The organism is Kitasatospora sp. NPDC015121 (genome assembly GCF_055562955.1).
Genome location: NZ_JBVHEH010000012.1, coordinates 169,281 through 192,217, shown reverse-complemented (window position 1 = coordinate 192,217; position 22,937 = coordinate 169,281). Strand labels below are relative to the sequence as shown.

General features: G+C 73.6%; 26 protein-coding genes. 19 read left to right on the top strand and 7 right to left on the bottom strand.

Annotated features, from left to right (window positions below):
- Window positions 1–179: 179 nt before the first annotated feature.
- The 7 genes from ACZ3J7_RS19660 to ACZ3J7_RS19630 all read left to right on the top strand — a co-directional run bounded on the left by ACZ3J7_RS19660 (window position 180) and on the right by ACZ3J7_RS19630 (window position 5,929).
- Entirely contained in the window at window positions 180–869 is a 690-nt protein-coding gene (locus ACZ3J7_RS19660) for an endonuclease V (RefSeq protein ID WP_465622599.1), read from the top strand.
- Between the two features lie 141 nt (window positions 870–1,010).
- On the top strand, window positions 1,011–1,439 hold the full coding sequence (locus tag ACZ3J7_RS19655) for a hypothetical protein (RefSeq protein ID WP_465622597.1): 429 nt from the start codon (window positions 1,011–1,013) through the stop codon (window positions 1,437–1,439).
- A 46-nt stretch (window positions 1,440–1,485) separates the two neighbouring features.
- On the top strand, window positions 1,486–2,979 hold the full coding sequence (locus ACZ3J7_RS19650) for a WXG100 family type VII secretion target (RefSeq protein ID WP_465622596.1): 1,494 nt from the start codon (window positions 1,486–1,488) through the stop codon (window positions 2,977–2,979).
- Between the two features lie 90 nt (window positions 2,980–3,069).
- Complete coding sequence (gene mycP, locus ACZ3J7_RS19645) at window positions 3,070–4,491, top strand: type VII secretion-associated serine protease mycosin (protein ID WP_465622594.1); 1,422 nt, start codon at window positions 3,070–3,072, stop codon at window positions 4,489–4,491.
- A gap of 179 nt (window positions 4,492–4,670) precedes the next feature.
- Complete coding sequence (locus tag ACZ3J7_RS19640; protein ID WP_465622592.1) at window positions 4,671–4,868, top strand: hypothetical protein; 198 nt, start codon at window positions 4,671–4,673, stop codon at window positions 4,866–4,868.
- Window positions 4,869–4,888: 20 nt separating this feature from the next.
- Complete coding sequence (locus ACZ3J7_RS19635) at window positions 4,889–5,332, top strand: HIT family protein (RefSeq protein WP_465622588.1); 444 nt, start codon at window positions 4,889–4,891, stop codon at window positions 5,330–5,332.
- Between the two features lie 75 nt (window positions 5,333–5,407).
- Window positions 5,408–5,929 (top strand): DinB family protein, encoded by a 522-nt coding sequence (locus ACZ3J7_RS19630; RefSeq protein WP_465622586.1) that lies wholly within the window; start codon window positions 5,408–5,410, stop codon window positions 5,927–5,929.
- A gap of 10 nt (window positions 5,930–5,939) precedes the next feature.
- On the opposite strand, the gene ACZ3J7_RS19625 is transcribed toward ACZ3J7_RS19630, so the two are convergent.
- Both ACZ3J7_RS19625 and ACZ3J7_RS19620 read right to left on the bottom strand, forming a co-directional pair.
- Window positions 5,940–7,031 (bottom strand): DUF2332 domain-containing protein, encoded by a 1,092-nt coding sequence (locus tag ACZ3J7_RS19625; RefSeq protein WP_465622584.1) that lies wholly within the window; start codon window positions 7,029–7,031, stop codon window positions 5,940–5,942.
- 185 nt (window positions 7,032–7,216) lie between these two features.
- Window positions 7,217–7,603 carry a hypothetical protein gene (locus tag ACZ3J7_RS19620; RefSeq protein ID WP_465622582.1) on the bottom strand — a complete coding sequence of 129 codons (387 nt, stop codon included), beginning with the start codon at window positions 7,601–7,603 and terminating at the stop codon, window positions 7,217–7,219.
- A gap of 306 nt (window positions 7,604–7,909) precedes the next feature.
- Between ACZ3J7_RS19620 and ACZ3J7_RS19615 the strand changes: the two genes are divergently transcribed.
- Window positions 7,910–9,163: a cation diffusion facilitator family transporter gene (locus ACZ3J7_RS19615; RefSeq protein WP_465622579.1), complete on the top strand. Its 1,254-nt coding sequence runs from the start codon at window positions 7,910–7,912 to the stop codon at window positions 9,161–9,163.
- 170 nt (window positions 9,164–9,333) lie between these two features.
- Here ACZ3J7_RS19615 and ACZ3J7_RS19610 read toward each other — a convergent pair whose 3' ends face one another.
- Window positions 9,334–9,873 carry a hypothetical protein gene (locus ACZ3J7_RS19610; RefSeq protein WP_465622576.1) on the bottom strand — a complete coding sequence of 180 codons (540 nt, stop codon included), beginning with the start codon at window positions 9,871–9,873 and terminating at the stop codon, window positions 9,334–9,336.
- A 316-nt stretch (window positions 9,874–10,189) separates the two neighbouring features.
- Here ACZ3J7_RS19610 and ACZ3J7_RS19605 point away from each other — a divergent pair, with 316 nt between their 5' ends.
- On the top strand, window positions 10,190–11,221 hold the full coding sequence (locus ACZ3J7_RS19605) for a type IV toxin-antitoxin system AbiEi family antitoxin domain-containing protein (protein WP_465622573.1): 1,032 nt from the start codon (window positions 10,190–10,192) through the stop codon (window positions 11,219–11,221).
- A gap of 32 nt (window positions 11,222–11,253) precedes the next feature.
- Here the strand turns inward: ACZ3J7_RS19605 and ACZ3J7_RS19600 are convergent, their stop codons facing one another.
- On the bottom strand, window positions 11,254–11,844 hold the full coding sequence (locus ACZ3J7_RS19600; protein ID WP_465622571.1) for an isochorismatase family protein: 591 nt from the start codon (window positions 11,842–11,844) through the stop codon (window positions 11,254–11,256).
- A gap of 207 nt (window positions 11,845–12,051) precedes the next feature.
- Entirely contained in the window at window positions 12,052–13,365 is a 1,314-nt protein-coding gene (locus tag ACZ3J7_RS19595) for a nicotinate phosphoribosyltransferase (protein WP_465622568.1), read from the bottom strand.
- Window positions 13,366–13,528: 163 nt separating this feature from the next.
- Between ACZ3J7_RS19595 and clpS the strand changes: the two genes are divergently transcribed.
- From clpS to ACZ3J7_RS19550, 9 genes are all read left to right on the top strand, one after another.
- Window positions 13,529–13,822: an ATP-dependent Clp protease adapter ClpS gene (clpS, locus tag ACZ3J7_RS19590; protein ID WP_465622566.1), complete on the top strand. Its 294-nt coding sequence runs from the start codon at window positions 13,529–13,531 to the stop codon at window positions 13,820–13,822.
- Window positions 13,823–13,864: 42 nt separating this feature from the next.
- A complete protein-coding gene (locus ACZ3J7_RS19585) occupies window positions 13,865–14,437 on the top strand; it encodes a DUF2017 domain-containing protein (RefSeq protein ID WP_465622564.1) in 573 nt (190 codons plus the stop codon).
- 190 nt (window positions 14,438–14,627) lie between these two features.
- A complete protein-coding gene (locus ACZ3J7_RS19580; RefSeq protein WP_465622562.1) occupies window positions 14,628–16,070 on the top strand; it encodes an amino acid permease in 1,443 nt (480 codons plus the stop codon).
- A 20-nt stretch (window positions 16,071–16,090) separates the two neighbouring features.
- On the top strand, window positions 16,091–16,522 hold the full coding sequence (locus ACZ3J7_RS19575; RefSeq protein WP_465622560.1) for a M67 family metallopeptidase: 432 nt from the start codon (window positions 16,091–16,093) through the stop codon (window positions 16,520–16,522).
- Window positions 16,523–16,661: 139 nt separating this feature from the next.
- Entirely contained in the window at window positions 16,662–16,775 is a 114-nt protein-coding gene (locus ACZ3J7_RS19570; protein WP_318552237.1) for a putative leader peptide, read from the top strand.
- Between the two features lie 121 nt (window positions 16,776–16,896).
- Window positions 16,897–17,175 (top strand): MoaD/ThiS family protein, encoded by a 279-nt coding sequence (locus ACZ3J7_RS19565; RefSeq protein WP_465622557.1) that lies wholly within the window; start codon window positions 16,897–16,899, stop codon window positions 17,173–17,175.
- Window positions 17,175–18,143, top strand: coding sequence for a PLP-dependent cysteine synthase family protein (locus ACZ3J7_RS19560; RefSeq protein ID WP_465622555.1), 969 nt, complete (start codon window positions 17,175–17,177; stop codon window positions 18,141–18,143). Before ACZ3J7_RS19565 ends, ACZ3J7_RS19560 begins: the two co-directional genes overlap by 1 nt.
- Before the next feature lie 127 nt (window positions 18,144–18,270).
- A complete protein-coding gene (locus tag ACZ3J7_RS19555) occupies window positions 18,271–18,573 on the top strand; it encodes a helix-turn-helix transcriptional regulator (RefSeq protein ID WP_465622552.1) in 303 nt (100 codons plus the stop codon).
- A 190-nt stretch (window positions 18,574–18,763) separates the two neighbouring features.
- On the top strand, window positions 18,764–19,516 hold the full coding sequence (locus ACZ3J7_RS19550) for an MBL fold metallo-hydrolase (protein WP_465622549.1): 753 nt from the start codon (window positions 18,764–18,766) through the stop codon (window positions 19,514–19,516).
- Here the strand turns inward: ACZ3J7_RS19550 and ACZ3J7_RS19545 are convergent.
- On the bottom strand, window positions 19,504–20,421 hold the full coding sequence (locus ACZ3J7_RS19545) for a branched-chain amino acid transaminase (RefSeq protein WP_465622548.1): 918 nt from the start codon (window positions 20,419–20,421) through the stop codon (window positions 19,504–19,506). The two genes, ACZ3J7_RS19550 and ACZ3J7_RS19545, sit on opposite strands and share 13 nt — an antisense overlap.
- A gap of 141 nt (window positions 20,422–20,562) precedes the next feature.
- Between ACZ3J7_RS19545 and ACZ3J7_RS19540 the strand changes: the two genes are divergently transcribed.
- Window positions 20,563–21,510 (top strand): LuxR C-terminal-related transcriptional regulator, encoded by a 948-nt coding sequence (locus ACZ3J7_RS19540; RefSeq protein ID WP_465622547.1) that lies wholly within the window; start codon window positions 20,563–20,565, stop codon window positions 21,508–21,510.
- 18 nt (window positions 21,511–21,528) lie between these two features.
- Here ACZ3J7_RS19540 and ACZ3J7_RS19535 read toward each other — a convergent pair whose 3' ends face one another.
- Window positions 21,529–22,785, bottom strand: a complete 1,257-nt coding sequence (locus tag ACZ3J7_RS19535) for a PTS transporter subunit EIIC (protein WP_465622545.1) — start codon at window positions 22,783–22,785, stop codon at window positions 21,529–21,531.
- Window positions 22,786–22,937 lie beyond the last annotated feature (152 nt).

The window sequence follows — 22,937 nt, the reverse complement described above, 5'->3', positions numbered from 1 at the left end:
GGCTCGACAGGTGCGACGGCGAACGGCGAATCCGGTAAGTAGAGCCTAACCGGCGGGAGTCGACCTACTCCGGGGCACGGGGGGCGCACGGGCTCACGTCCCGGCGGCGCGCGACCCCGTCCGCCACCCCGGTAGCGTGCGGAGCCGTCCCGTCCCCTCCCCGACCGCCGGGAGCCGCCATGACCGTCCCCGCCGACTGGCCCACCACCGCCGAGGCCGCCCGCGCCGAACAGGAGCGCCTGCGCCCCCTGGTCGTCCCCGAGGGCCCCGAACCCCCGTACCGCCCGGGCACGTTGATCGCCGGCGTCGACGTCGCCTACGACGACGAGCGCGACGTCGTCGCGGCCGCGGCCGTCCTCCTCGACTACACCACCCTCGACGTCGTCGAACAGGCCACCGCCGTGGGCCGGGTCGCCTTCCCCTACCTCCCCGGCCTGCTCGCCTTCCGCGAACTCCCCGCCGTCCTCGACGCCCTCTCCCGCCTCACCCGCACCCCCGACCTCGTCGTCTGCGACGGCTACGGCCTCGCCCACCCACGCCGCCTCGGCCTCGCCAGCCACCTCGGCGTCCACACCGGCCTGCCCACCCTCGGCATCGCCAAGAACCCCTTCACCTTCACCCACCAGCCCCCCGGCCCCCGCCGCGGCGACTGGACCCCCCTCCTCGACGGCCCCGAAACCGTCGGCCGCGCCCTCCGCACCCGCCAGGACGTCAAGCCCGTCTTCCTCTCCACCGGCCACCGCATCGGCCTCCCCGAAGCCACCGCCGTCACCCTCGCCCTCACCCCCGCCTACCGCCTCCCCGAAACCACCCGCCGAGCCGACGCCCTCTGCCGCCGGGCCCTCGCCGCCACCGCCCCCGCCCCCTGATCCCACACCCACCCACCAGGGGGCATGTTGACTGCCCGTTGCATGTGTTAGACATAGAGGTTGGAGCCAACTTTTTCCAGGCCCCAGGCGGTCGAGCGGGCAGTCGAGCGGGGCAGCAGGTACGGGGGAGGTACGAGACACATGAGTACGGGCAACGGCTTCCAGGTCGAGGTCGACAACCTGCGGGCTTTCGCGGCCCAAGTGCGGGGACTGCTCAGCGAGTACGAGAGCGGCGCGGGCAAGTCGGCGGTGTACGGCCCGAGCGGCATCAGCTCGACGGCTTTCGGGAGCTTCCCGGAGGCACAGGGCCTGTTCCAGCAGTACAACTTCGTGCGTAGCGAGTTGAGCCACCTCCTGGCGCAGATCCAGGAGGCCATCGACGTGGCGCAGCAGAACGCCGACCACACCGCGGTGAACTACGAGGAGCACGAGCAGGACACGCGCAAGCACATGACGCTTGCCCATGACGGCTGGGCCGCGACCTGGAGCCAGACGGACCTGGACGCGAGCCAGAGGCCTGCGGCCGCGCCCGCGAGTCAGCCGACGACTCCGGTGAGGCAGCAGTGGTGATGTCGCAGAAGGTTCAGGGCGAGGATAAGGGGCGAGGTGCTGCACGATGAGGATGCTTGACCAGGGGGGCGGTGGCGGCACCGATTTTTCCGCCCACAGCCACGGAGAGCTGATCTCGATGGTCCAGTCGCTGGACTCCGGGGCGGTCATGGCAGCAGCCGACCCGTGGCGTCGAGCCCACGCGACGCTGACCCAAATCCAGTCGGCGCTGGCAACCGCCACCGGCGATGCCACGAGCAGTTGGCAGGGCAGCACCAGTCAGGCTTTCCACACGCACATGACTGGGCTTGCCGAAAACGTCGGGTCCCTGGCCGCTCACGCGGAGTACACCGCCACCGCTCTCCAGACGATGTCCGCGGCGATCGACCGGGCCAAGTCCGCGATGCCCGAGGAGCCCGGTTTCTGGGACAAGGCGACTGACAGCGTCACCGATGTCGTCAAGGGCGCGGTCGGGGTCGACGACGAGGACACCCAGCACGCCATCGCCGATTCGCGGAAGCAGGAAGCCGTCGGTGTCATGCAGGTGCTGGCGGCCCAGTACAGCGTGGCCACCAGCAAGCTGAAGCCGCCCCGGCTGATCGTCGACGAGCAGAAGAAGGAAGTGGAGCCGCCGGACAGCGGTGGTTCGGCGGCTTTCATCGCGGCGATCGCCGGTGTCGGAAGCAGCCTCACGCGGAGCGGCGGGACAACCGGCGGAACTTCCAAGGCGCAGACCTCGATCAAGGGTTCTTCCAGTAGCCGATCGCCGCAGACGCCGAAGATCCAGCCCACGGTGGTCCGTCCGACGGACGCGGGCATCTCTGGCGGTACGGCCAATGCCCTGCCGCAGCCGAAGGGGCCCGGGACGGGAATCGACGGCATCCAGGGCGGCGCCCGCGGTGGCACCACGACGGTTGGCGGACCCGGCGTGTCCGGTGGCGTGCACGGTCCGGTCGGCGGTGGCGCGGGCGGGGCCGGGGGAGGAAGCGCTTCCGGCGGGTTGGCGGGCCACGGTGGAGGGACGCTGATGAGCGGTAACGGCCTCGGTGGGTCCCGGGCCGGGTTCAGCGGCAACAGTGTTTCGAAGGCCGGTACGTTCGGCGCCGGCGGTTTGAACGGCGGCGGAACCGGTGGGGCTGGGACCGCGAGTGGCGGCGCCGGCGCGGGTAGTCGCGCCGGTGGGCCCGGCGCGGGCGGTCTCGGCGGTGGTGCCGGAGCCGGTGGTGCCGGAGGCGGCGGCCTCAAGGGCCGTTCCGGCGGCGGCTTGGCCGGACGGGCCGGCGGCATCGTCGGCGAAGCCGCGCACGGCGGTGTCGGTGGGCGGGCCTTCTCCGAGGGCGGGTCGGGCATCGGACGCAGCCGCCTCGGCCAAGGTGCCGGCGCCGGTCAGGCCGGTACTGCCGGCCAGGGTGGCGCGGCCGCGCACGGTGCCGGCATGGCCGGCCAGGGTCAGGCGGGCAAGCGTGCCAAGAAGGGCACATCGGACCGCCCGGACTACCTGGTGGAGGACGAAGAGACCTGGGCCTCCGGAGGGAACGCCAACCCGAACGTCGTGGAATGACGTTCATTCAGTAGGACAGTCGGACATTACCTGGCCGCCCTGCAGATCCGAGGGTCTGTGGGGCGGCCGCTCAGCGAGGGGTGACGAGGCTTGACGACCAGCCGATCCGTGCGCGGTCTGGCCGCGCTTGCTGCGGGAGCCCTGCTGTGGGGCGTGAGTGCCGGTCCTGCCGCAGCGGACCAGGACCGGGCACAGCAGTGGGTGCTGGAGAACTACGGCGCTGCTGAGCGGGTGTGGCCCATCAGCCAGGGTGAGGGGGTGATCGTTGCGGTCATCGACACCGGCGTCAATGCGAGCCACCCCGACCTGGCAGGACAGGTTCTCCCCGGCCTTGACCTTGTCGACCCCAAGGGAGACGGTCGGACCGACACCAACGGTCACGGAACCGGGATGGCCTCCAACATCGCCGGGCACGGACACGGTGACGGCGCGGGCGTCATGGGGCTCGCACCCAAGGCGAAGATCCTTCCGATCAGGAACCAGGCCGACAAGATTTCGAGCCTGGGCGACGAGGACGGGACCGGCAAGGCCATCCGGTTCGCGGTCGACCACGGTGCCAAGGTCATCAACATGTCCTTCACCGGGGCGAATCCGGCTGACCGGGAATACAAGGACGCCATCGCCTACGCCGTTCAGAAGGACGTGGTCCTGGTGGCGGGCTCCGGCAACTCCACTGGTTTTCCGGTGAGCTACCCCGCCGCGTCTCCGGGGGTGATAGCGGTCTCCGGCGTCATGCAGAACGGTGACATCTGGCCGGACTCGACGACGGGGCCGCAGATCACTCTGGCGGCCCCGGCTGACAACATCCACAGCGCGGGCCTCGGCCAGGAGTACCGGACGGCCTCCGGCACCTCGGACGCCACGGCGTTCGTTTCGGCGATCGCCGCGCTCGTCCGCTCGAAGTACCCGAACCTTTCGGCGGGTCAGGTCATCAACAGGATGACGAAGAGCGCCTACCAGCCGGAAGGAAAGGGGCCCTTCCCGAACGAGAAGTACGGCTACGGGATCGTCTCCGCGGCCGGCGCGCTGGCCGCCAACCCGGCAGTGGACAACGGTCCGAAGGAGAACCCGCTGCTCAAGCGGGCGGAGCCGGACTACGGCGGTACGGGCGCCAATTCGGCCGCGCCCTCCTCCTCGGCCTCGAAGTCGGCTTCGGGTGCCGTCAAGACGCCTGCGGCCGGGGGCGGTTCGGCCGCGTCGCAGGCGAGTGGGGAGTCGGAGGGGAAGAGCAGCAGCGGGGTGCTGATCGCGGTCGGTGGCGGTGTCATCGCTCTGATCGTGGTGGTGCTGGTCGTCGTGCTGGTGCGTCGTTCGAAGAAGGGCAACGGCGGGGGCGGCCCCGGGGGTCCCGGTGGGCCGGGGGCGCCGGGTGGTCCCGGTGGGCCGGGCGGGGCCGGGTACGGGTATCAGCAGCAGCAGCAGCCGGTCGGGTACGGGTACCCGCAGCAGGGGCAGCAGCAGCCGGGGTACCCGGGGCAGCCGCCGGCCGGGGGGAACCCGTACCAGGGGTGAGGTGCGGGTGTGCGTGGGCGGCCCCTCGCGGGGTGCCGGGCGGTTGTCCGGCGGGTGCGCGAGGGGCCGTTCGCGTGCGGGACACGCCCTCGGACGGGGGAGGGTGTTCGGGCGGGGCGGGGCCGGTGGGGTAGGAGAGGGCAGGAGTGTGGTTGTCGGACGACCGGAAGGTGGTTGCTGTGGTGCGGTGGAAGTGCGCGGTGGCGGGGCTGGCCGTGGTGGTGGCGGGAGTGCTGGGGGCTCCGGGGGTCGCGGGGGCCGAGGGGGTGCGGGACGAGCAGCAGCGGGAGGTGTGTTCGCGGTTGTTGGACGGGCTGCTGCCGGGGTTGGTGCCGACGTCCTCGGTGTGTGCGGTGAACGTGGTGGGGCAGGGCTGATCCCGCGTAGGGTCGGTGGCATGGAGGAGTGCTACGCGTGCGCCCGGGAGGGCGAGTTCGAGCGGTTGCCGGCGTACGAGCGGATCGCGGTGGACGAGCACTGGCGGGTGGTGCACGCGGTGGACTGCGCGTTGCCGGGGTGGCTGGTACTGCTGCCCCGGCGGCACCTGGAGTCGATGGCGGAGCTGACGGACGCGGAGGCGGCTTCGCTGGGGGTGTGGCAGGTCAGGCTGGCGCGGGCGCTGGAGGCGGTGACGGGGTGCCGGAAGGCGTACGTGGCGCAGTTCGGGGAGGCGGCGGGGTTCGCGCACGTGCACTTCCACGTGGTGCCGCGCGGGGCGGAGCTGCCGGTGGAGTCGCGCGGGCCGCGGGTGTTCGGGATGTTGCGGGCGGGGGAGCGGGCGGTGCCGGCGGAGCGGATGGACGCGCTGGCGGGGGAGTTGGCGGCGGCGCTGCGGGGGTGAGCGGTGGCGGGATCTCGACGGCCGCTGGCGGTCGTGCCGCTGGTCGGGGAGGTGCGGGGCGGTCATCCTGGAGGCATGATCACTCCTGACACCAAGGACTGGACCTGGGTCCTCGAACGTCCCTGCGCGGACTGCGGGTTGGACACCCCCGCGGTCGACTTCGAGGCGGTGCCGGGCATGATCCGGGCCAACGCGGAGTTCTGGGTCGGGCTGCTGGGCGGGGCGCGGGAGGCGCTGGGCACGCGGCCGGCGGCCGAGGTGTGGTCGCCGCTCGAGTACGCCTGCCACGTCCGGGACGTGTTCCGGCTGTTCGACGTGCGGCTGCGGCTGATGCTGACCGAGGACGGCCCGCTGTTCGCCAACTGGGACCAGGACGCCACCGCCGTCGAGGAGCGCTACCAGGAGCAGGACCCGGCCACCGTCGCGGTCGAACTCGCTTCGGCGGCCGAGCGGTTGGCCCGTTCCTTCGAGTCGGTCGGCGAGGACGAGCGGCAGCGCACCGGTGACCGCAGCGACGGTGCCCGGTTCACCGTGGAGTCCTTCGCCCGGTACCTGGTCCACGACCCGGTGCACCACCGCCACGACGTGGAGGGCTGAGCGGCGACGCTCAGTGGGCGGGGTCCCCGGGGGCCAGGGTCCACGCGGGCAGGCCGTGCGGCACGGCCTCGGCGAGGGTCGTCCCGGGACCGGTGCCGAGCCGGGCGGTGAGCAGGAAGCGGTGCCCGGCGCCGACCCGGCGCGGTTCGAAGGCGACGTGCAGGAACGGCGCGGACGGGTCGGAGGCGGCCGCGAGCCGCGCCAACTCGCCCTCCACGGAACGCCATTCGTCGGCGGGGACGTACTGCCGCATGATCGAGTGCCAGACCACCGTCAGGGTGCCCGGGGCGGTCCCGACCCCGCGCAGGAACGCGGCGGCGCCGGTCGGCTCGACCGGGGCGGGCGTCTCGGCGGCGAGCGCGAGGGCGCCGTCCAGCCGCCGTACGCGCGGGAGTTGGTCCGCCCACAGGTAGGCGCGCAGGGCCAGCGCGCCGTCGGCCGAGCGCGGATCGATCGGGGTCGGGTCGCAGCCGCGCCGGTCGACCACCCGCTGGGGCGGGGCGCCGCGCAGCCAGGCCGGCGGCTCGCCCCGCCAGGCGTCGGCGAGCACGACGGGGGAGTCCGCCGGGCCGTACGAGAAGTCGTCCGAGGTGCAGCGGAACCGGTCGGCGAGCAGGTTGAGGCCCGCGCTGGAGCCGAGTTCGCGCAGGCGCACTGGCAGCGGGGCGTCGGCGGCGAGCTCCCGCTGGGCCCAGGCGAGGGCGGTGAGCAGCAGGTTGGCGCGGCCGACCTCGTTGGTCTGCGGCGGGCGGGTCAACCACGCGCGGACGAACGGCAGGTGGGCGGCGACGGCGGCGCGGAAGGCCGGCCAGGGGGCGTCCGGGTCGGCCGGGTCGAAGTGCCCGCCGGCGCTGGGGTAGTGCGCGGCCAGGTCGGGGGCCCGGCCGGATAGCACCAGGGCGTGGACGGCGCCGAGCAGGCGCAGCGCGACGGCGTCCGGGCCCGGCGCGTCCTCGCGGCCGGCGATCGCCTCCGCGCACGGGCCGCCCGCGAGCAGGTCCTCGGCGGCCCGGCGCAGCAGCGCGGCGGACAGCGGTGAGCCCAACGCGGCGCAGCCGTCCGCCTGCTGGTGGAACATGGCCGCTGCGTGGTCGAACGGCATCGCGGGGGTCTCCGTCCTCGGTCTCGAAGGCCGTGCTCGGCCGTCCCCATCCTTCGCCGCCGGGCCGCGCCCGGGTAGCGCTCCGGACGTGATGTCGCTCACCGGTCCGGCGGCCGGGAGGGACGGTGAGCGGTCGAGGCGCGCACGGGGCGTGCGGGCGGCTCCGCGCGCCCGTCCGGGCGGGGTCACCAGTCGGTGGTGCGCCTGCGGTGGGTCTGGCGGAGCTGGCTGGTGATGCTGGCGGTGTCGCCGCCCATCACGTCCGCGATCTCGGGCGTGGCCAGGCCCACCACGTAGTGCAGGATCGCCAGGTCCTCGTCGCCGTCCACGTCCGGGCGCAGGCCGGACTCCCCGTCGGCGGCGTGCTGCTCGGTGACGGTGTCGCGGAGGATCTGCCAGGCCTCGGCGGCCGGATTCGAACTCTCCAGGACGGTGGGCCACACCTCGGCGATCGCGCGCAGGGCGAGCCGGACCACCCGGTGGGCGGCGCCGTGCTCCGGGAACCAGACCCGGGCGTAGCTCTGGTACCGGGGTTCGTGCAGCTCGCAGAAGGCGGCGAACTCGACGGACACGTGCGGAAGTTCGGTGGACCGATCAGCGGATGCCGAGTCTGCGGCCGGGACATGACGGTCTGTCACATCAGCTGCCTCTCGATCTGGGTCCGGACGGGGAGCGTCAGCGCTCACTCTAGGCCCTCGGGTGGGTGCTGTGGGTGACAAGTCTGCTGAGATGCCCGGGGCGGCAGCCGATTCGGGCCGTTGTGTGACGGCCCGTCAGCAGTGGTCGCCCGGGCGACGCAGTTGCGAGAGCATCGCAGCTGGTCAGAGGTGGTACAACGGCAGTGGCTGCAAGGGAGTTGGTGTGCCACTGTGAGCCCTATGGGTGAACGCGAAATCGGCGACGGGCCTCACCTTCACGGGCGAATCCCGGGCCACGGGCATGACCACCATCACACACCGGACCGGCCGGACCACCCCGGCCACGAGCCCCACGACCACCACCACCCGCACGGCGGCACCGCCTCCGGGCCGGGGAATCCCACCACCCAAGCGCCCGTTCGCCGGAGCGCGGACCACCCGCGCGCGCCCCGCCCGGCGCACGAACACGGCCACGACCACGATCACGGGCACGCGGACGGCCACGGGCACGGCCACCACCACGCGGACGGGCACGGCCACGGTCGCGGGAACCTGCGTCACCGCCTGGCGCACCTGCTGCGCCCGCACTCGCACGACGCCGCCGACCGGGTCGACGCGGCGATGGAGTCCTCCGCCGAGGGCCTGCGCACGCTCTGGGTCTCGCTGCTGGTGCTGGGCGCGACGGCCGCCGCGCAGGCGGTGATCGCGGCGCTGTCGGGCTCGGTGGCGCTGCTCGGCGACACCGTGCACAACGTCGCGGACGCGCTGACCGCCGTCCCGCTGGGGGTGGCGTTCCTGCTCGGGCGACGGGCGGCGACCCGCAGCTACACGTACGGGTACGGGCGGGCCGAGGACCTGGCGGGCGTCGCGGTGGTGCTGGCGGTGGCGGCGTCCTCGCTGGTGGCGGGGTGGACGGCGGTGGAGCGGCTGCTGCACCCGGAGCCGGTGGGGCACCTGTGGGCGGTGGCCGGGGCGGCGCTCGCGGGGTGCGTCGGCAACGAGTGGGTGGCCCGCTACCGGATCGCCACCGGCCGCCGGATCGGCTCGGCGGCGCTGGTCGCGGACGGCCTGCACGCCCGCACCGACGGGCTGACCTCGCTCGCGGTGCTGCTCGGCGCCGGGGGCAGCGCGCTGGGCTGGCGGTACGCGGACCCGGTGGTGGGGCTGTTGATCACGGTGGCGATCCTGGGCGTGCTGCGCGGCACGGTCCGCGAGGTGGGCCGGCGGCTGATGGACGCCGTCGACCCGGCGCTGCTGGACGCCGCCGAGCGCGAACTCGCCGCCGTGGACGGGGTGCGCGGGGTCGGCGCGGTGCGGATGCGCTGGATCGGGCACGCGCTGCGCGCCGAGGCGGACGTGACGGTCGACCGCACGCTGACGGTGGTGGCCGGCCACCAGGTGGCGGAGGCCGCCGAACGGGCCCTGATCCGGGCCGTCCCCCGGCTGCTCGCCGCGACCGTGCACATCGACCACGCCCCGGCCGAGGCGGCCTGACCGCGCCCCGGGCCGGGACGTGCCGGCCGGAGTGCCGGCTGACGCACCGTCAGAAGGCCCGCCAAGGTGGCCAGTAGGCCTTCTGGCGGGCTCTGACGCCTCCCGTGGCCCTGTGGGGCCGCCGGGGTGCCCGGGAGGCCGCCCAGGGCCCCCGCGGGCCGGGCGGCTCCTCAGCGCTCGCGCGCGGTCCGGGCGGTCGGCCCGTCGAAGCGGACGGACCCGTCGGCCCCGCCCCCCGCGCCCGCGACCCGCGCTGCGGCCCCGGCGGCCCGCGCCGCCGCCTCCGCCGCGGCCCGCGCCGCCGCACCCTCCGCCGCGCGGGCCGCAGCCGCGACGCTGTCGGGCTCGCGGCGGGTCTGCTCGGGGATGCCGGCGGCGCGGTGGTCGGTCCGGACGGTGCGCTCGGTGGCCTCGACGGTCTCCCGGGCGGCCAGGTAGGCCTGCACGGCGGCGATCCCGTAGACCGGCTGGATCAGCTGGTGGCCCTTGAAGAAGGGCCGGGCGGGGGCGAACCCGGCGGCGGTCACGAGTTCCCGGATCTCGGTTATCTCCTCTTCGCTGCGCGCCGTGAAACGGACTTCCCAGCCCTTCTTGTACGTACGTCCGTCCTCCCCGCCGCGCCGGGCGGGATCCGGTTGGCGGACGTAGCCGGGCAGGCGGCCGAGGCGTAGTCGGGCGGCGCGCTGGGCTGATGTCTCGTCGCGGGGCATGAGCCAGATGGTAGGCAATTCGGGACGGTCGCCGACGCCGGGGGGTGTCACGGTGGGTGTGGGGTCGGTCACGTGCGGTCAGATCGCGCAGGTGGGCGGCCCGGACTCGGTCGGGTCGCAATGCTGTGTCGATCCGATGAAAATCGGATAGTAGAAAACAAGTCCGATCTATTACGGCAAGAGAGTGAACACCCGATACGCCGAATGGGTGAGGGTATGGGGACTTTAGTGCTGAGCGGTCCCGGTTTGACGACGGTTGCGTAACAGGTCGTCAGGTCGGGCGTCGAGTGTCGGAGGCGCGGGGGAACGTGGAGGCATGAGCCACCGGATTCCGCAGCAGCCCGTGTCCCTCGAAGAACTCGCCCGCCGCCAGCAGAACGTGGTGACGGCCAGCCAGCTCCGCGCCCGCGGCGTCCCCGCCCGCATGGTGAGCGAGCACTGCCGCAGCGGCGGACCGTGGCGGCGCCTGCTGCCACGGGTCTACCTGCTGCAGGACGGCGCGCCGACGCCCGAGCAGCGGATGTGGGCGGCGCTGCTGTACGCGGCGCAGGACGGCCGGGCCGAGGGCGGGGGCCGCGAGGGCGCGGTGATCACCGGCGCGGCGGCGCTCGCACTGTACGGGTTCGTGTCGGTGCCGCGGCTGCCGGCCGTGCTCGGGGTGGAGGTGCTGGTGCCCCGGCAGCGCCGGCTGCGGGACGCCGGGCAGGTCCGGATCCGGCGGACCGGGCGGGAGTTGGAGGCCAGGTCGGTGCACGGCCTCGCGGTCGCCCCGGTGGCCCGGGCGGTGGCGGACGCGGTCCGCGAGTGGGCCGAGCAGGGCGCGTTCGAGTCCGGCCGGATCGGCCCGGGCCTGCTGCGGGCGCTGCTGCGCGAGGCGCTGGCGGAGCGCGGGGGCGGCTGCACCGCCGAGCAGCTGCTGGCCGAGCTGGCCGAGGCCGAACTGCTGGAGACGCCCCGGGTGCGGGCCGCGGTGGACGAGCTGCTGGCCCTGCGCCGGGAGGCCGCGTTCGCCGAACTGACCGCGCTGGCGATCGAGTTGGGCCTTCCCATGCCGCTGCCCGGCCCCGAGCTGCGGATGCGCGGCGGCACCTACGTCGCGGTGCCCGACCTGTACTGGCCGGAGGCCGCGGTCGCGGTGGAGGTCGACTCCGAACTGCGCTGCGTCAGCGAGGGCGAGGCCGCCTGGGTGCGCGGCGGCCAGCACCGGATGGAGTACCTGGGCGTGCGGGTGGTGTACGTCTCCTCGTCCCGGCTCGCCGCCGAACGGAGCGCGTTCGGCGGCGAGTTGGCCGAGGCGTACGAGCTCGGCGGGGAGGACGTGGTGGAGCTGCTGGTCACCGAGCGTTGACCGGCCGCCGCCGGGGTGGAGTCGACGGGACGTCAGCTCCGGACGACGGGGGTTCCGGTCAACTCCACGCCCGCGGCCCGCAGTTCCTCCAGCGCGGTGGCGGTGGTGGCGGGGGCGACGCCGGCCGTGAGGTCGAGCAGGACGCGGGTGGCGAAGCCCTCGCGGGCGGCGTCCAGGGCGGTGGCGCGGACGCAGTGGTCGGTGGCGATGCCGACCACGTCGACGTCGGTGACGCCGCGCTCGTTCAGCCAGTCGGCCAGGGTGCCGCCGTGCTCGTCGAAGCCCTCGAAGCCGCTGTACGCGGCGGCGTGCGCGCCCTTGGAGAACACCGCCTCGACCGCGCCGGAGGTCACCGAGGGGGCGAAGTTGGGGTGGAAGCCCACGCCCTCGGTGCCGGCCACGCAGTGCGCGGGCCAGGAGCGCACGTAGTCCGGCTCGGCGGCGAAGTGCGGACCGGGGTCGATGTGGTGGTCGCGGGTGGCGACGATGTGGGCGTAGCCGGGGGCGGACTCGGCGATCAGGTCGGTGATCGCGGCCGCGACCTCGGCCCCGCCGGCGACGGCGAGGCTGCCGCCCTCGCAGAAGTCGTTCTGCACGTCGACGACGATCAGGGCCCGGTGCATGGCTGGCTTCTCTCGTTGGAGTCGGGTGCGGTCCAAAGCCCGGGGGTCTCGGCCGCGCTGGTGTCGGGTGGCGTCGGAAGGCGTCCGGGCCGGGCCCGGACGGTACCGCGGTTGGCACTCTAGGCAGTGCCGGGGCGGCGCGGAAGTGCCGCGGGACGAAGCCGGGCGAACCCTGCCGCGATGGCGCCGCCCCGCCCCCGCGCGGGCTCAGCCGGCCCGCCGCTCGGTGCCGATCACCGGCTCGCCGCGGGAGAGCTGGGTGGCCGACAGCGGCAGCGCGGCGCGGGCCCGGCGGTGGCGCTCGCGGGCGACCGCCAGCGGTTCGCGGCCGACCACCTCGCCGTCGGTGATCAGCGGGACCTGCAGCAGGTGCGGCGCCAGCTCGGCGGGCACCGGGCCGGTGCCGACCACCTCGGCCTCGGCGACGCCGTCCCGGTCGGGGCGGCGGGCGGCCCACTTGCGGCCGCCGACGCTGGTCTTGCCGCCGGCCGAGCGCTTGGCGACCGGGACGAGCTCGCCGCCGGGCGTCGACTCGCGGGCCACCAGCTTGTAGACCATCGCGCAGGTCGGGTGGCCGCTGCCGGTGACCAGGCTGGTGCCGACGCCGTAGCCGTCGACCGGGGCGGCGGCCAGCGCGGCGATGGCGTACTCGTCCAGGTCCGAGGTGACGATGATCTTCGTGCCGGTGGCGCCGAGCTCGTCGAGCTGGCGGCGCACCCGGTGGGCCAGCAGGGTCAGGTCGCCGGAGTCGATCCGGACGGCGCCCAGGTCGGGCCCGGCCACCTCGACGGCGGTGCGGACCGCCTCGCCGAGGTCGTAGGTGTCCACCAGCAGGGTGGTGTCGCGGCCCATCGAGTCGATCTGCGCGGTGAAGGCGTCCCGCTCGCTGTCGTGCAGCAGGGTGAAGGCGTGCGCGGCGGTGCCGGTGGTGGGGATGCCGTAGGTGAAGCCGGCCTCCAGGTCGGAGGTGGCGGCGAAGCCCGCCAGGTAGGCGGCCCGGGCGGCGGCGACGGCGGCCTGCTCGTGGGCCCGCCGGGCACCCATCTCGATCACCGGCCGGTCGCCCGCCGCGGCGGTCATCCGGGACGCGGCGGCGGCGATCGCCGAGTCGTGGTTGAGGATCGACAGGATCACCGTCTCCAGGATCACCGCCTCGGCGAAGCTGCCCTCGACGGTCAGCAGCGGCGAACCGGGGAAGTACGCCTCGCCCTCGGGGTAGCCGTGCACGCTGCCGGTGAAGCGGTAGTCGGCGAGGAAGCGCAGGGTCTCCTCGTCCACCACGCCCTGGTCGGCCAGCCAGTCGAGCTGCGGCGCGGTGAACCGGAAGTTCTCGACGGCGTCCAGCACCCGGCCGGTGCCGGCCAGCACGCCGTAGCGGCGGCCGCTCGGCAGGCGGCGGGTGAACACCTCGAAGACCGAGCGGCGGTGGGCGGCACCGCTGCGCAGCGCGGCCTGCAGCATGGTCAGTTCGTAGCGGTCGGTGAGCAGCGCGGAGCTGCGGTGCGCGGTGATGGCGTCCATGGGGATGATGCTACTACCACTTAGCGTCAGTTTGACGATTTCCCTTCCGGGGGCCGTGTCGGACGCCGCGCCGGGCGCGTCGGGCCACCCTGATTCGCTCCCCGGTCCCTCGGATGGAAGCATGGGGCGGGGGGAAGCCGAGGTCGACGAGGAGAGACGGACTGTGAGTGTCGCGCCGGTGGAGATCGAGCGCCCGGAGGTCGAGGGGGTTCCGGTCGCGGAGCCGGACACGCCCTGGGTGACCATCGTCCACAACGACCCGGTCAACCTGATGAGCTACGTCCAGTACGTCTTCCAGGCCTACTTCGGCTACCCGAAGGAGAAGGCCCGCCGGCTGATGATGGACGTGCACCACAAGGGGCGGGCGGTGGTCTCCAGCGGCACCCGCGAGGAGATGGAGCGCGACGTGCAGGCGATGCACGGCTACGGCCTGTGGGCCACCCTGCAGCACGACTGACGGCCCGTCACCCACCACTCACGAGGGACTGATTCCACAGCCATGGCCGGATTGTTCGAGAGCGCGGGCGAGGGCGCGGCGATCGCGCTGGACGAGTTCGAGGCCTCCATCCTGCGCTCGCTCGAAGTGCAGATGCTGGAGCTGATCGGGCCGCCGCCCGGCGGCGGGAGCGACGACCCGCTGGCCGCGCTGTTCGCCGAGGGCCCCAGCGCGGCCCCCGAGGACCCGGCGCTGCTGCGGCTGTTCCCCGACGCGTACGGCGGCCCGGAGGCGCCCGAGGACCCGCGGACCGCCGAGCGGGCCGCCGAGTTCCGCCGCTACACCGAGCTGGACCTGCGGGCCCGCAAGCGGGAGGACGCGCTGGCGGTGGTCCGGGCCCTGGACGGGCTGGGCGGCGGGGGCGGCGTGCTCCGGGTGGCGCCGGACGACTACCGGTGCTGGCTGGGCGCGCTGAACGACCTGCGGCTGACCCTGGGCACCCGGCTGGAGGTCAGCGAGGAGGAGGACGAGGGCCTGTACCGGCTGCCCGACTCCGACCCGCGCAAGCCGCTGGTGATCGCCTACCTGTGGCTGGGCGCGATGCAGGAGAGCCTGCTGGGCGTGATGACGGGCTGACCGGCTGACCGACTGACCGGCCGCCGAGCTGACCGCCGACCTCCCGCGTTTCGCTCATATTGTCCGATTCCTCTGGTAACGCTCAGATTGCGGGCGTTCCGGGCCTTTCGCATGGTTCACTGCTGCCTCCCCGGGAAGACGGGGCCCGTCGGCCGCCCGGCCGGCGCGGACCGGGAGGCGAGGCGGGCGGATGGCGCAGCAGGTGACGGACGAGGCGACCGGGCCGGCCCCCGACGAGGAGGGCTACCAGCGCGGCCTGGGCAACCGGCAGATCCAGATGATCGCGATCGGCGGCGCGATCGGCACCGGCCTGTTCCTCGGCGCCGGCACCGCCATCTCCAAGGCCGGCCCCAGCCTGATCCTGAGCTACGCGGTGGCCGGCGTGGTGATCTTCGTGATCATGCGGGCGCTCGGCGAACTGCTCACCTACCGCCCGGTGTCCGGCAGCTTCGCCGAGTACGCCCGGGAGTTCCTCGGCCCGTTCGCCGGCTTCGTCACCGGCTGGACGTACTGGCTGTTCTGGGTGGTCACCGGCATGGCCGAGACCACCGCCGCCGCCGTCTACGTCCGCTTCTGGGCCCCCAACATCCCGCAGTGGACCACCGCGCTGGCCTTCCTGCTGCTGCTGTACGCCGCCAACCTGATCTCGGTGAAGCTGTTCGGCGAGATCGAGTTCTGGTTCTCCATGGTCAAGGTCACCGCGATCATCGGGATGATCCTGATCGGCGTCGGCGTGCTCACCCTCGGCTTCTCGGACGCCGGCGACACCGCCTCGATCACCCACCTCTGGCAGGACGGCGGCTTCTTCCCCCAGGGCGTCGGCGCCACCGTGATGACCCTGCAGATCGTCATGTTCGCCTACCTCGGCGTCGAACTGGTCGGCGTCACCGCGGGCGAGAGCGAGGACCCGGAGAAGACCCTGCCGCGGGCCATCAACACCCTGCCGCTGCGGATCGCGCTGTTCTACATCGGCGCGCTGGTGATCATCCTGTCGCTGGTGCCGTGGAGCGAGTTCCAGCCCGGCGTCAGCCCGTTCGTCGCCGCGTTCGGCAAGATCGGCATCCCGGCGGCGGCCGGGATCATCAACTTCGTGGTGCTCACCGCCGCGCTCTCCTCCTGCAACTCCGGCATGTACTCCACCGGCCGGATGCTGCGCGACCTGGCCCTGCGCCGGCAGGCCCCCGGCCGGCTCACCCGGCTCAACGCCCGCCGCACCCCCGCCGCCGCGATCACCGTCTCCTGCCTGCTGATGGGCGCCGGCGTGGTGCTCAACTACTGCGTCCCCGAGCGGGCGTTCCAGTACATCACCTCGATCGCGACCGTCTGCGGCCTGTGGACCTGGGGCGTCATCCTGGCCTGCCAGATCCGCTACCGCGCCGCCTGGCGCTCCGGCCGGCTGCACGCCCCGTCCTTCCGCGCCCCCGGCGGCAACTGGAGCCGCTGGCTCTCGCTGGCCTTCCTCGGCATGGTGGGCGTCCTGATCGCGATCGACCCCGCCGCCCGGATCTCGCTGTACGTCTTCCCCGGCTGGGCGCTCTGCCTGGCCGTCGGCTACGCCGTCCTGCGCCGCCGCGACCCGGCCGCCCTGCACGCCGGAGCGGACTCCCACCTCCACGCGGGGGGCGGCGAATGACGCCTCGCTATCCTGGCCGCATGCTCACCATCACCCGAGAACTGCGCGACCGGATCGTCGCCCACGCCCGCGCCGACCACCCGGACGAGGCGTGCGGCGTGATCGCCGGACCGGCCGGCACCGGGCGCCCCGAGCGGTTCATCCCGATGCTCAACGCGGCCCGCTCGCCCACCTTCTACGAGTTCGACTCCGGTGACCTGCTGAAGCTCTACCGCGAGATGGACGACCGCGACGAGGAGCCGGTGGTGGTCTACCACTCGCACACCGCCACCGAGGCCTACCCCTCCCGCACCGACGTGAGCTACGCCTCCGAGCCGTTCGCCCACTACGTCCTGGTCTCCACTGCCGAGGGCACCGGCGAGGAGGACCCCTACCAGTTCCGCTCGTTCCGCATCGTGGACGGCGTGATCACGGAAGAAGACGTCGAGGTGGTCGAGGCCTACCGGGCCTGACCCCCGCCGCCCGGCGACGGGCCGGACCGCAGCGCTCCCACGCGGCGGAACGGCCCGTTTTCTCATTCCCCGGAACGCCACCGACCGGATGCCGAGACACGCATGTCAAAGCGGGGTCGGGAATCTATACGATGAGTCCATGCGTTCCGTCGATGTGAGCAATCAGGCCCCAGGCACCCGCCTCGTGGCGCGCCTGCACGTCGACCTGTGCCGGCTCGCCAGCGCGATCTGTCCCGGCACCGCCGCGCACTGACCGGCGGCACCGACCGGCGAGCCCCGACAGCACCGCCAGCACCGCCCCGCGCCCCGGGGCCCTTCCCCCTGCCGCGCCCCGCCCGGCCCGGCACCCGAAACCACTCCACAGGAGCGCAGCCATGGCCATCGAGGTCCGCATCCCGACCATCCTCCGTACCTACACCGACGGTGCCAAGGCCGTCGACGGCAACGGCGCAAACCTCGGGGAGCTCTTCACCGACCTCGACTCCCGCCACCCCGGCATCGCCGCCCGGCTGCTGGACGGCGGCGAGCTGCGCCGCTTCGTCAACGTCTACCTCAACGACGAGGACGTCCGCTTCCTGGACGGCATCGCCACCACCCTCTCCGACGGCGACAGCGTCACCATCCTCCCGGCCGTGGCCGGCGGTATGAAGTAATGCGCTACGACAGCCCGATCGAGGCCATCGGCAACACGCCCCTGGTGCGGCTGCCGAGGCTCTCGGCCGCCATCCCCGGGAACGAGGACGGCCGGGTCACGCTCTGGGCGAAGCTGGAGGACCGCAACCCGACCGGCTCGATCAAGGACCGCCCGGCGCTGCGCATGATCGAGCGCGCCGAGGCGGAGGGCCGGCTCACCCCGGGCTGCACCGTCCTGGAGCCCACCAGCGGCAACACCGGCATCTCGCTCGCCATGGCGGCCAGGCTCAAGGGCTACCGGATGGTCTGCGTGATGCCGGAGAACACCAGCCAGGAGCGCCGCGAGCTGCTCCGGATGTGGGGCGCGGAGATCATCCCCTCGCCCGCCGCCGGCGGCTCCAACACCGCGGTGCGGATCGCCAAGGAGATCGCCGCCGAGCACCCCGACTGGGTGATGCTCTACCAGTACGGCAACCCGGACAACGCGGGCGCGCACTACGCCACCACCGGCCCGGAGATCCTCGCCGACCTGCCCACCGTCACCCACTTCGTGGCGGGCCTGGGCACCACCGGCACCCTGATGGGCATCGGCCGCTACCTGCGCGAGAAGGTCCCCGGCGTGCAGATCGTCGCCGCCGAGCCCCGCTACGACGACCTGGTCTACGGCCTGCGCAACCTGGACGAGGGCTTCGTCCCCGAGCTGTACGACGCCGAGGTGCTCACCACCCGCTTCTCGGTCGGCTCCGCCGACGCCGTCACCCGCACCCGCGAGCTGCTCCAGCAGGAGGGCATCTTCGCCGGCGTCTCCACCGGCGCGGTCGCGCACGCCGCGATCGGGGTGGCCCGCAAGGCCGCCAGGGCCGGCGAGCGGGCCGACGTGGTGTTCGTGGTCGCCGACGGCGGCTGGAAGTACCTGTCCACCGGCATCTACACCGCCGAGACCACCGAGGCGGCGGTCGAGGCACTGCAGGGCCAGCTCTGGGCCTGACCCGAGCGGCGGAACCGACGGCGCGGCACCCCGGCCCGGGGGCCGCGCCGTCCGCCCGTCCGGCCGCCGCCCGTCCGATCATCGGCTGGTCGGCCCGCTGTGACATCCCGGCATTTGTCCGTCCCGGGTGACCGGTCCGTCACGGAACGGCCACCGCGCCGGTCGCGCCCCGGCCGCCGCCGGCCGACCCGCCAGGCTGGCGGCGCACCACTGGTTCGCCGTCATCCCGGAGGTGGGCGCGATGCCCGGCCGAGAGCTCTGGTCCTACGTCGAGATCGCCCGGCACATCAACGTGCGGCCCGAGACCGTGCGCAACTACAAGCGGCACGGACTGCTGCCCGAACCCGACGAGGTCGACCCGGCCGGACACCCCCGCTGGTACCCGCGGACCATCCACGACTGGGCCCGGGCCCGCCCCGGACGCCGCTAGGGCCCGTTCGAACGCCCCCGCCCCGTCCTGGTGATTCCGCCCACAGCCCGGCACGGGAGAGGGGGCAAAGTGCCGCCCGGCCCTTACCCTCGACAGTCAAAGCACCGACGGAGTCGTGAGAACCCCGCCCTGCCCGCAGGCGGGGCGGACGGCCGCGGACGACGGCCCGACGGGGCGGGAAGGGCTCGGCATGAAACTGACCGTGGTGGGGTGCTCGGGGAGCTTCCCGTCCGTGGACTCCCCGTGCTCCAGCTACCTGGTGGAGCACGACGGCTACCGCCTCGTCGTCGACCTCGGCAACGGCGCGCTCGGCGCGCTGCAGAAGTACGCCGGCCTGTACGAGGTGGACGCGATCCTGCTCAGCCACCTGCACGCCGACCACTGCGTCGACCTGTGCGCCTACTGGGTGGCCCGCAACTACCGGGTCGAGGGCTGCCCCGACCCGCTGCCCGTGCACGGCCCGGCCGGCACCGCCGAGCGGCTCGCCCGGGCCTACGACATGCCGGAGAAGCCCGGCATGACCGAGGTCTTCGACTTCCGCGACCTGAGCGACGGCGCCCGGCTGGAGCTCGGCCCGTTCACCGTCACCGCCGCCCGGGTCAACCACCTGGACTGCGAGGCGTACGGCTTCCGGATCGAGGCCGGCGGCCGCAGCCTGGTCTACTCCGGCGACACCGGCGTCTGCCCCGACCTGGTCGAACTCGCCCGCGACGCCGACCTGTTCCTGTGCGAGGCGGCCTACACGGACGGCAAGGAGACCTTCGACTCCATCCACCTCAACGGCACCCAGGCCGGCCGGCACGCCGCCGAGGCGGGCGCCGCCCGCCTGGTGCTCACCCACATCCCGCCGTGGACCGACCCGGAGCGCAACCGCCTCGACGCCGCCGCCGCCTTCCCCGGCCCGGTCGAACTGGCCCGGCCCGGAGCCGTCTACGAGCTCTGAACCGGCGTCAGCCAGTGCCGGTACCGGGCGTCCTCCCCGCTGGTCGCGGCCCGGTACGCCCGCGCCAGCCGCTTGGTCAACTCGCCCTCGGTGGACGGTAGTTCGCGGTTGTCCAGGGAGGCCACCGGCACGACTCCGGCCGCCGTCCCGGAGACGAACACCTCGTCCGCCGCGTACAGGTCCGAGCGCAGCAGGTTCTCCACCCGCACCTCGACGCCCAGGTCCCGGGCCAGGGTCAGCAGGGTGTCCTGGGTGATCCCCTCCAGGGCGCCCGCGCTGCCCGGGGGCGTGCGCAGCACCCCGTCACGGACCGCGAACACGTTCTCCGAACTGCACTCGCTGACCGTGCCGTCCGGCGCCAGCAGCAGCGCCTCGTCGAAGCCCGCGTCGCTCGCCTCCCGCCGGGCCAGCGCCGAGTTCAGGTACGGGCCGGTGGCCTTCGCCGCCGGCGGGACGGAGTTGGGGTCGGTCCGCCGCCAGCTGCTGGTCATCAGCCGCAGCCCGCGCCCCGTCGGCAGGTAGGCCGGCCACTCCCAGGAGGCGATCGACACGCTGGTGGGAGAGTGCCGCATGTCCAGCCCCATCGAGCCGTAGCCCAGGAACGCCAGGTGCCTCAGGTAGCACGAGCGGTGGCCGTTCGCCGCCACCAACTCGACCGTGGCCGCCGCCAACTCATGTCGCTTGTAGGGGAGTTCGATGCGCAGCATGCGGGCGCTGCGCTCCAGCCGGGCCAGGTGCTCGTCCAGCCGGAACACCGCGGGCCCGTCGGCCGTCTCGAACACCCGAGTGCCCTCCAGCACCCCGGTGCCGTAGTGCAGCGCGTGGGTCAGCACGTGCACCCGGGCCTCCTGCCAGGGCACCAGCGCGCCGTCGAACCAGATCACGGAAGACTCGTCGATCGCCATGCCGCCCATCCTGGGCGGCGCCGCCCGCCGGGCGAAGGCCCCGGGCCGCGCCGGATCAGGCCATGGCCGCCACCGGAGCCGCCGTCTCGGATGCTGAAAAGCCGCCGTCCACCCCGCGCCGCGGGCCTAGGCTCCCGGAGGGTGGAGACCAGCACCGCCCTGTACGCCCGACTGCTCGCCGAGCCCGGCCGGTCGCTGGACTCCCTGCGGGACGAACTCGACTGCGAGGAGGGTGAGTTCGAGCAGGCGCTGGGCGAGCTGCGCGGCCTCGGGCTGCTGCGGCGGACGTCCGCGACGACCAGCGGGGTGGCCGCCGTCTCGATCGACACCGCCGTCCGCCGGCTGCTCGCCGACTCCGACCGCCGCTTCACCGCACTGCTCGGCGAGGCCCGCCGCACCCACGAGCGGGTCGAGCACCTGCACGCCCGCTACCTGCCGCTGCAGACCGGCACCGCGCACGAGCTGGTCCGCGGCGCCGACCGGGTCACCGCGCTGCTGGAGGACGCCGCCCGGGGCGCCCGCACCGAGGCGCTGTCGCTGCGGCCCGGCCAGGACCAGTCCGAGAGCGGCCTGGCCGAGAAGCTCGCCCGGGAGCGGATCGCGCTGGCCCACCGGGTCACGCTGCGCACCATCTACCCGGCCGCCGCCCTGCACCAGGGCGCGGTGCTGGCCCACGTCCAGGCGCTGACCGCGGCCGGCGCGCTGATCCGGGTCGCGCACACCCTGCCGCTGTGGCTGATCGTCGTCGACGCGGGCCTGGCCGTGCTGCCCGCGCCCGGGGAGCCGCCGGGCAGCGCGGCGGTGGTGGTCCGCGACCCGGCGGTGGTCGGCGTGGTCCGCGAGCTGTTCGAGCACTTCTGGGCGTCCAGCTGGGTCCCGCCGGAGCTGCTCGGCCGCACCACCCCCGACGACCGCCACCGCGAGGTGCTGCGGCTGCTCGCGGCCGGCCTCACCGACCAGGCGATCGGCCGCAAGCTGGAGATCTCCGACCGCACGGTGCGCCGCCTGGTCGCCGACCTGACCACGGCGCTGGGCGCGCAGTCGCGCTTCCAGGCGGGCGTGCACGCGGCCCGGCTGGGCTGGATCTGACCGGCGCCTGCCCGGCGCCTACCCGTCGTCGAGGCCGTCGTCGTCGCCGCGGCCCGGCGTCCTGAGGTCGAACCGGACGATGACCAGGCGGAACACCGCGTAGTAGACCACCGCGAAGCACAGGCCGACCGGGAGGATCAGCCACGGTTTCGTGGCCAGGTTCCAGTTCAGCGCGTAGTCGATGGCGCCCGCGGAGAAGGTGAAGCCGTGGTGCGCGCCGAGCGCCCAGGTGAGGGCCATCGAGAGGCCGGTGAGCACGGCGTGGATGCCGTACAGCACGGGCGCGATGAACAGGAAGGAGAACTCGATCGGCTCGGTGATGCCGGTGACGAAGGAGGTCAGGGCGAGCGAGAACATCATGCCGAGCACGGCGCGGCGGCGTTCGGGGCGGGCGCAGTGGGCGATGGCGAGGGCGGCGGCGGGCAGGCCGAACATCATGATCGGGAAGAAGCCGGTCATGAACTGGCCGGCGCTGGGGTCGTGCTGGAAGAAGCGGGCCTGGTCGCCGAGGACGGTCTGGCCGTCGGGGGTGGTGAAGCGGCCGGCCTGCTGCCAGAAGAAGGTGTTGGCGAACTGGTGCAGGCCGAACGGCAGCAGGCCCCGGTTGACCAGGCCGAACAGGCCGGCGCCGAGCGGGCCGAGGCCGATCGCCCAGCTGCTGAAGTCGTCGACGACGCTGCCGATCGGCCCCCAGCACAGGCCGAAGAGGACGCCCAGCGCGGTGCCGACGAAGGCCATCACGATCGGGACCAGCCGCCGCCCGTTGAAGAAGCCCAGCCAGTCGACCAGCCGGGTGCGGTGCAGCCGCTGCCAGAGGACCGCGGAGAGCAGGCCGACCACCACGCCGCCGAGCACCCCCGGGTCCTGGTAGGTGGCCTCGACGTCCCGGCCGGGCAGCACCTGGTAGCCGGTCTTGGGGAAGGCGGTGAGCACCTGGTGGTAGGTGAGGAAGCCGACCAGGGCGGCGAGCGCGGTGGAGCCGTCGGCCTTCCTGGCGTAGCCGATCGCGATGCCGACGCAGAACAGCAGCGGCATCCAGTCGAAGACGGCGTGGCCGGAGGCGGAGAAGACCTGGGCGACCCGGGTCCAGCCCAGGCCCTCGTCGCCGAAGACGTCCTCCTTGCCGAGCCGCAGCAGGATGCCGGCGGCGGGCAGCACGGCGATCGGGAGCTGCAGGCTGCGGCCGATCTTCTGGAGGGCCGCGAAGACCCGGGAGCGCAGCTCCCGTCCGCCGGGTGCCGCCGCGGGTCGAGGGTCCTGCGCGGTCGTACTCATAGCGGTGGTTCCTCACGGCAGCGCGATTCTGGTCTAGACCACTTAGGGTCTCGTCCAGCTTTCTAGCACGCGCCGAACGGGCTCCGGAACCCTTCCAGGGCGGTGGGGGGCAAGCGCCGCTGAATCGAAACCTTCCGGGGATTGACCCCAGG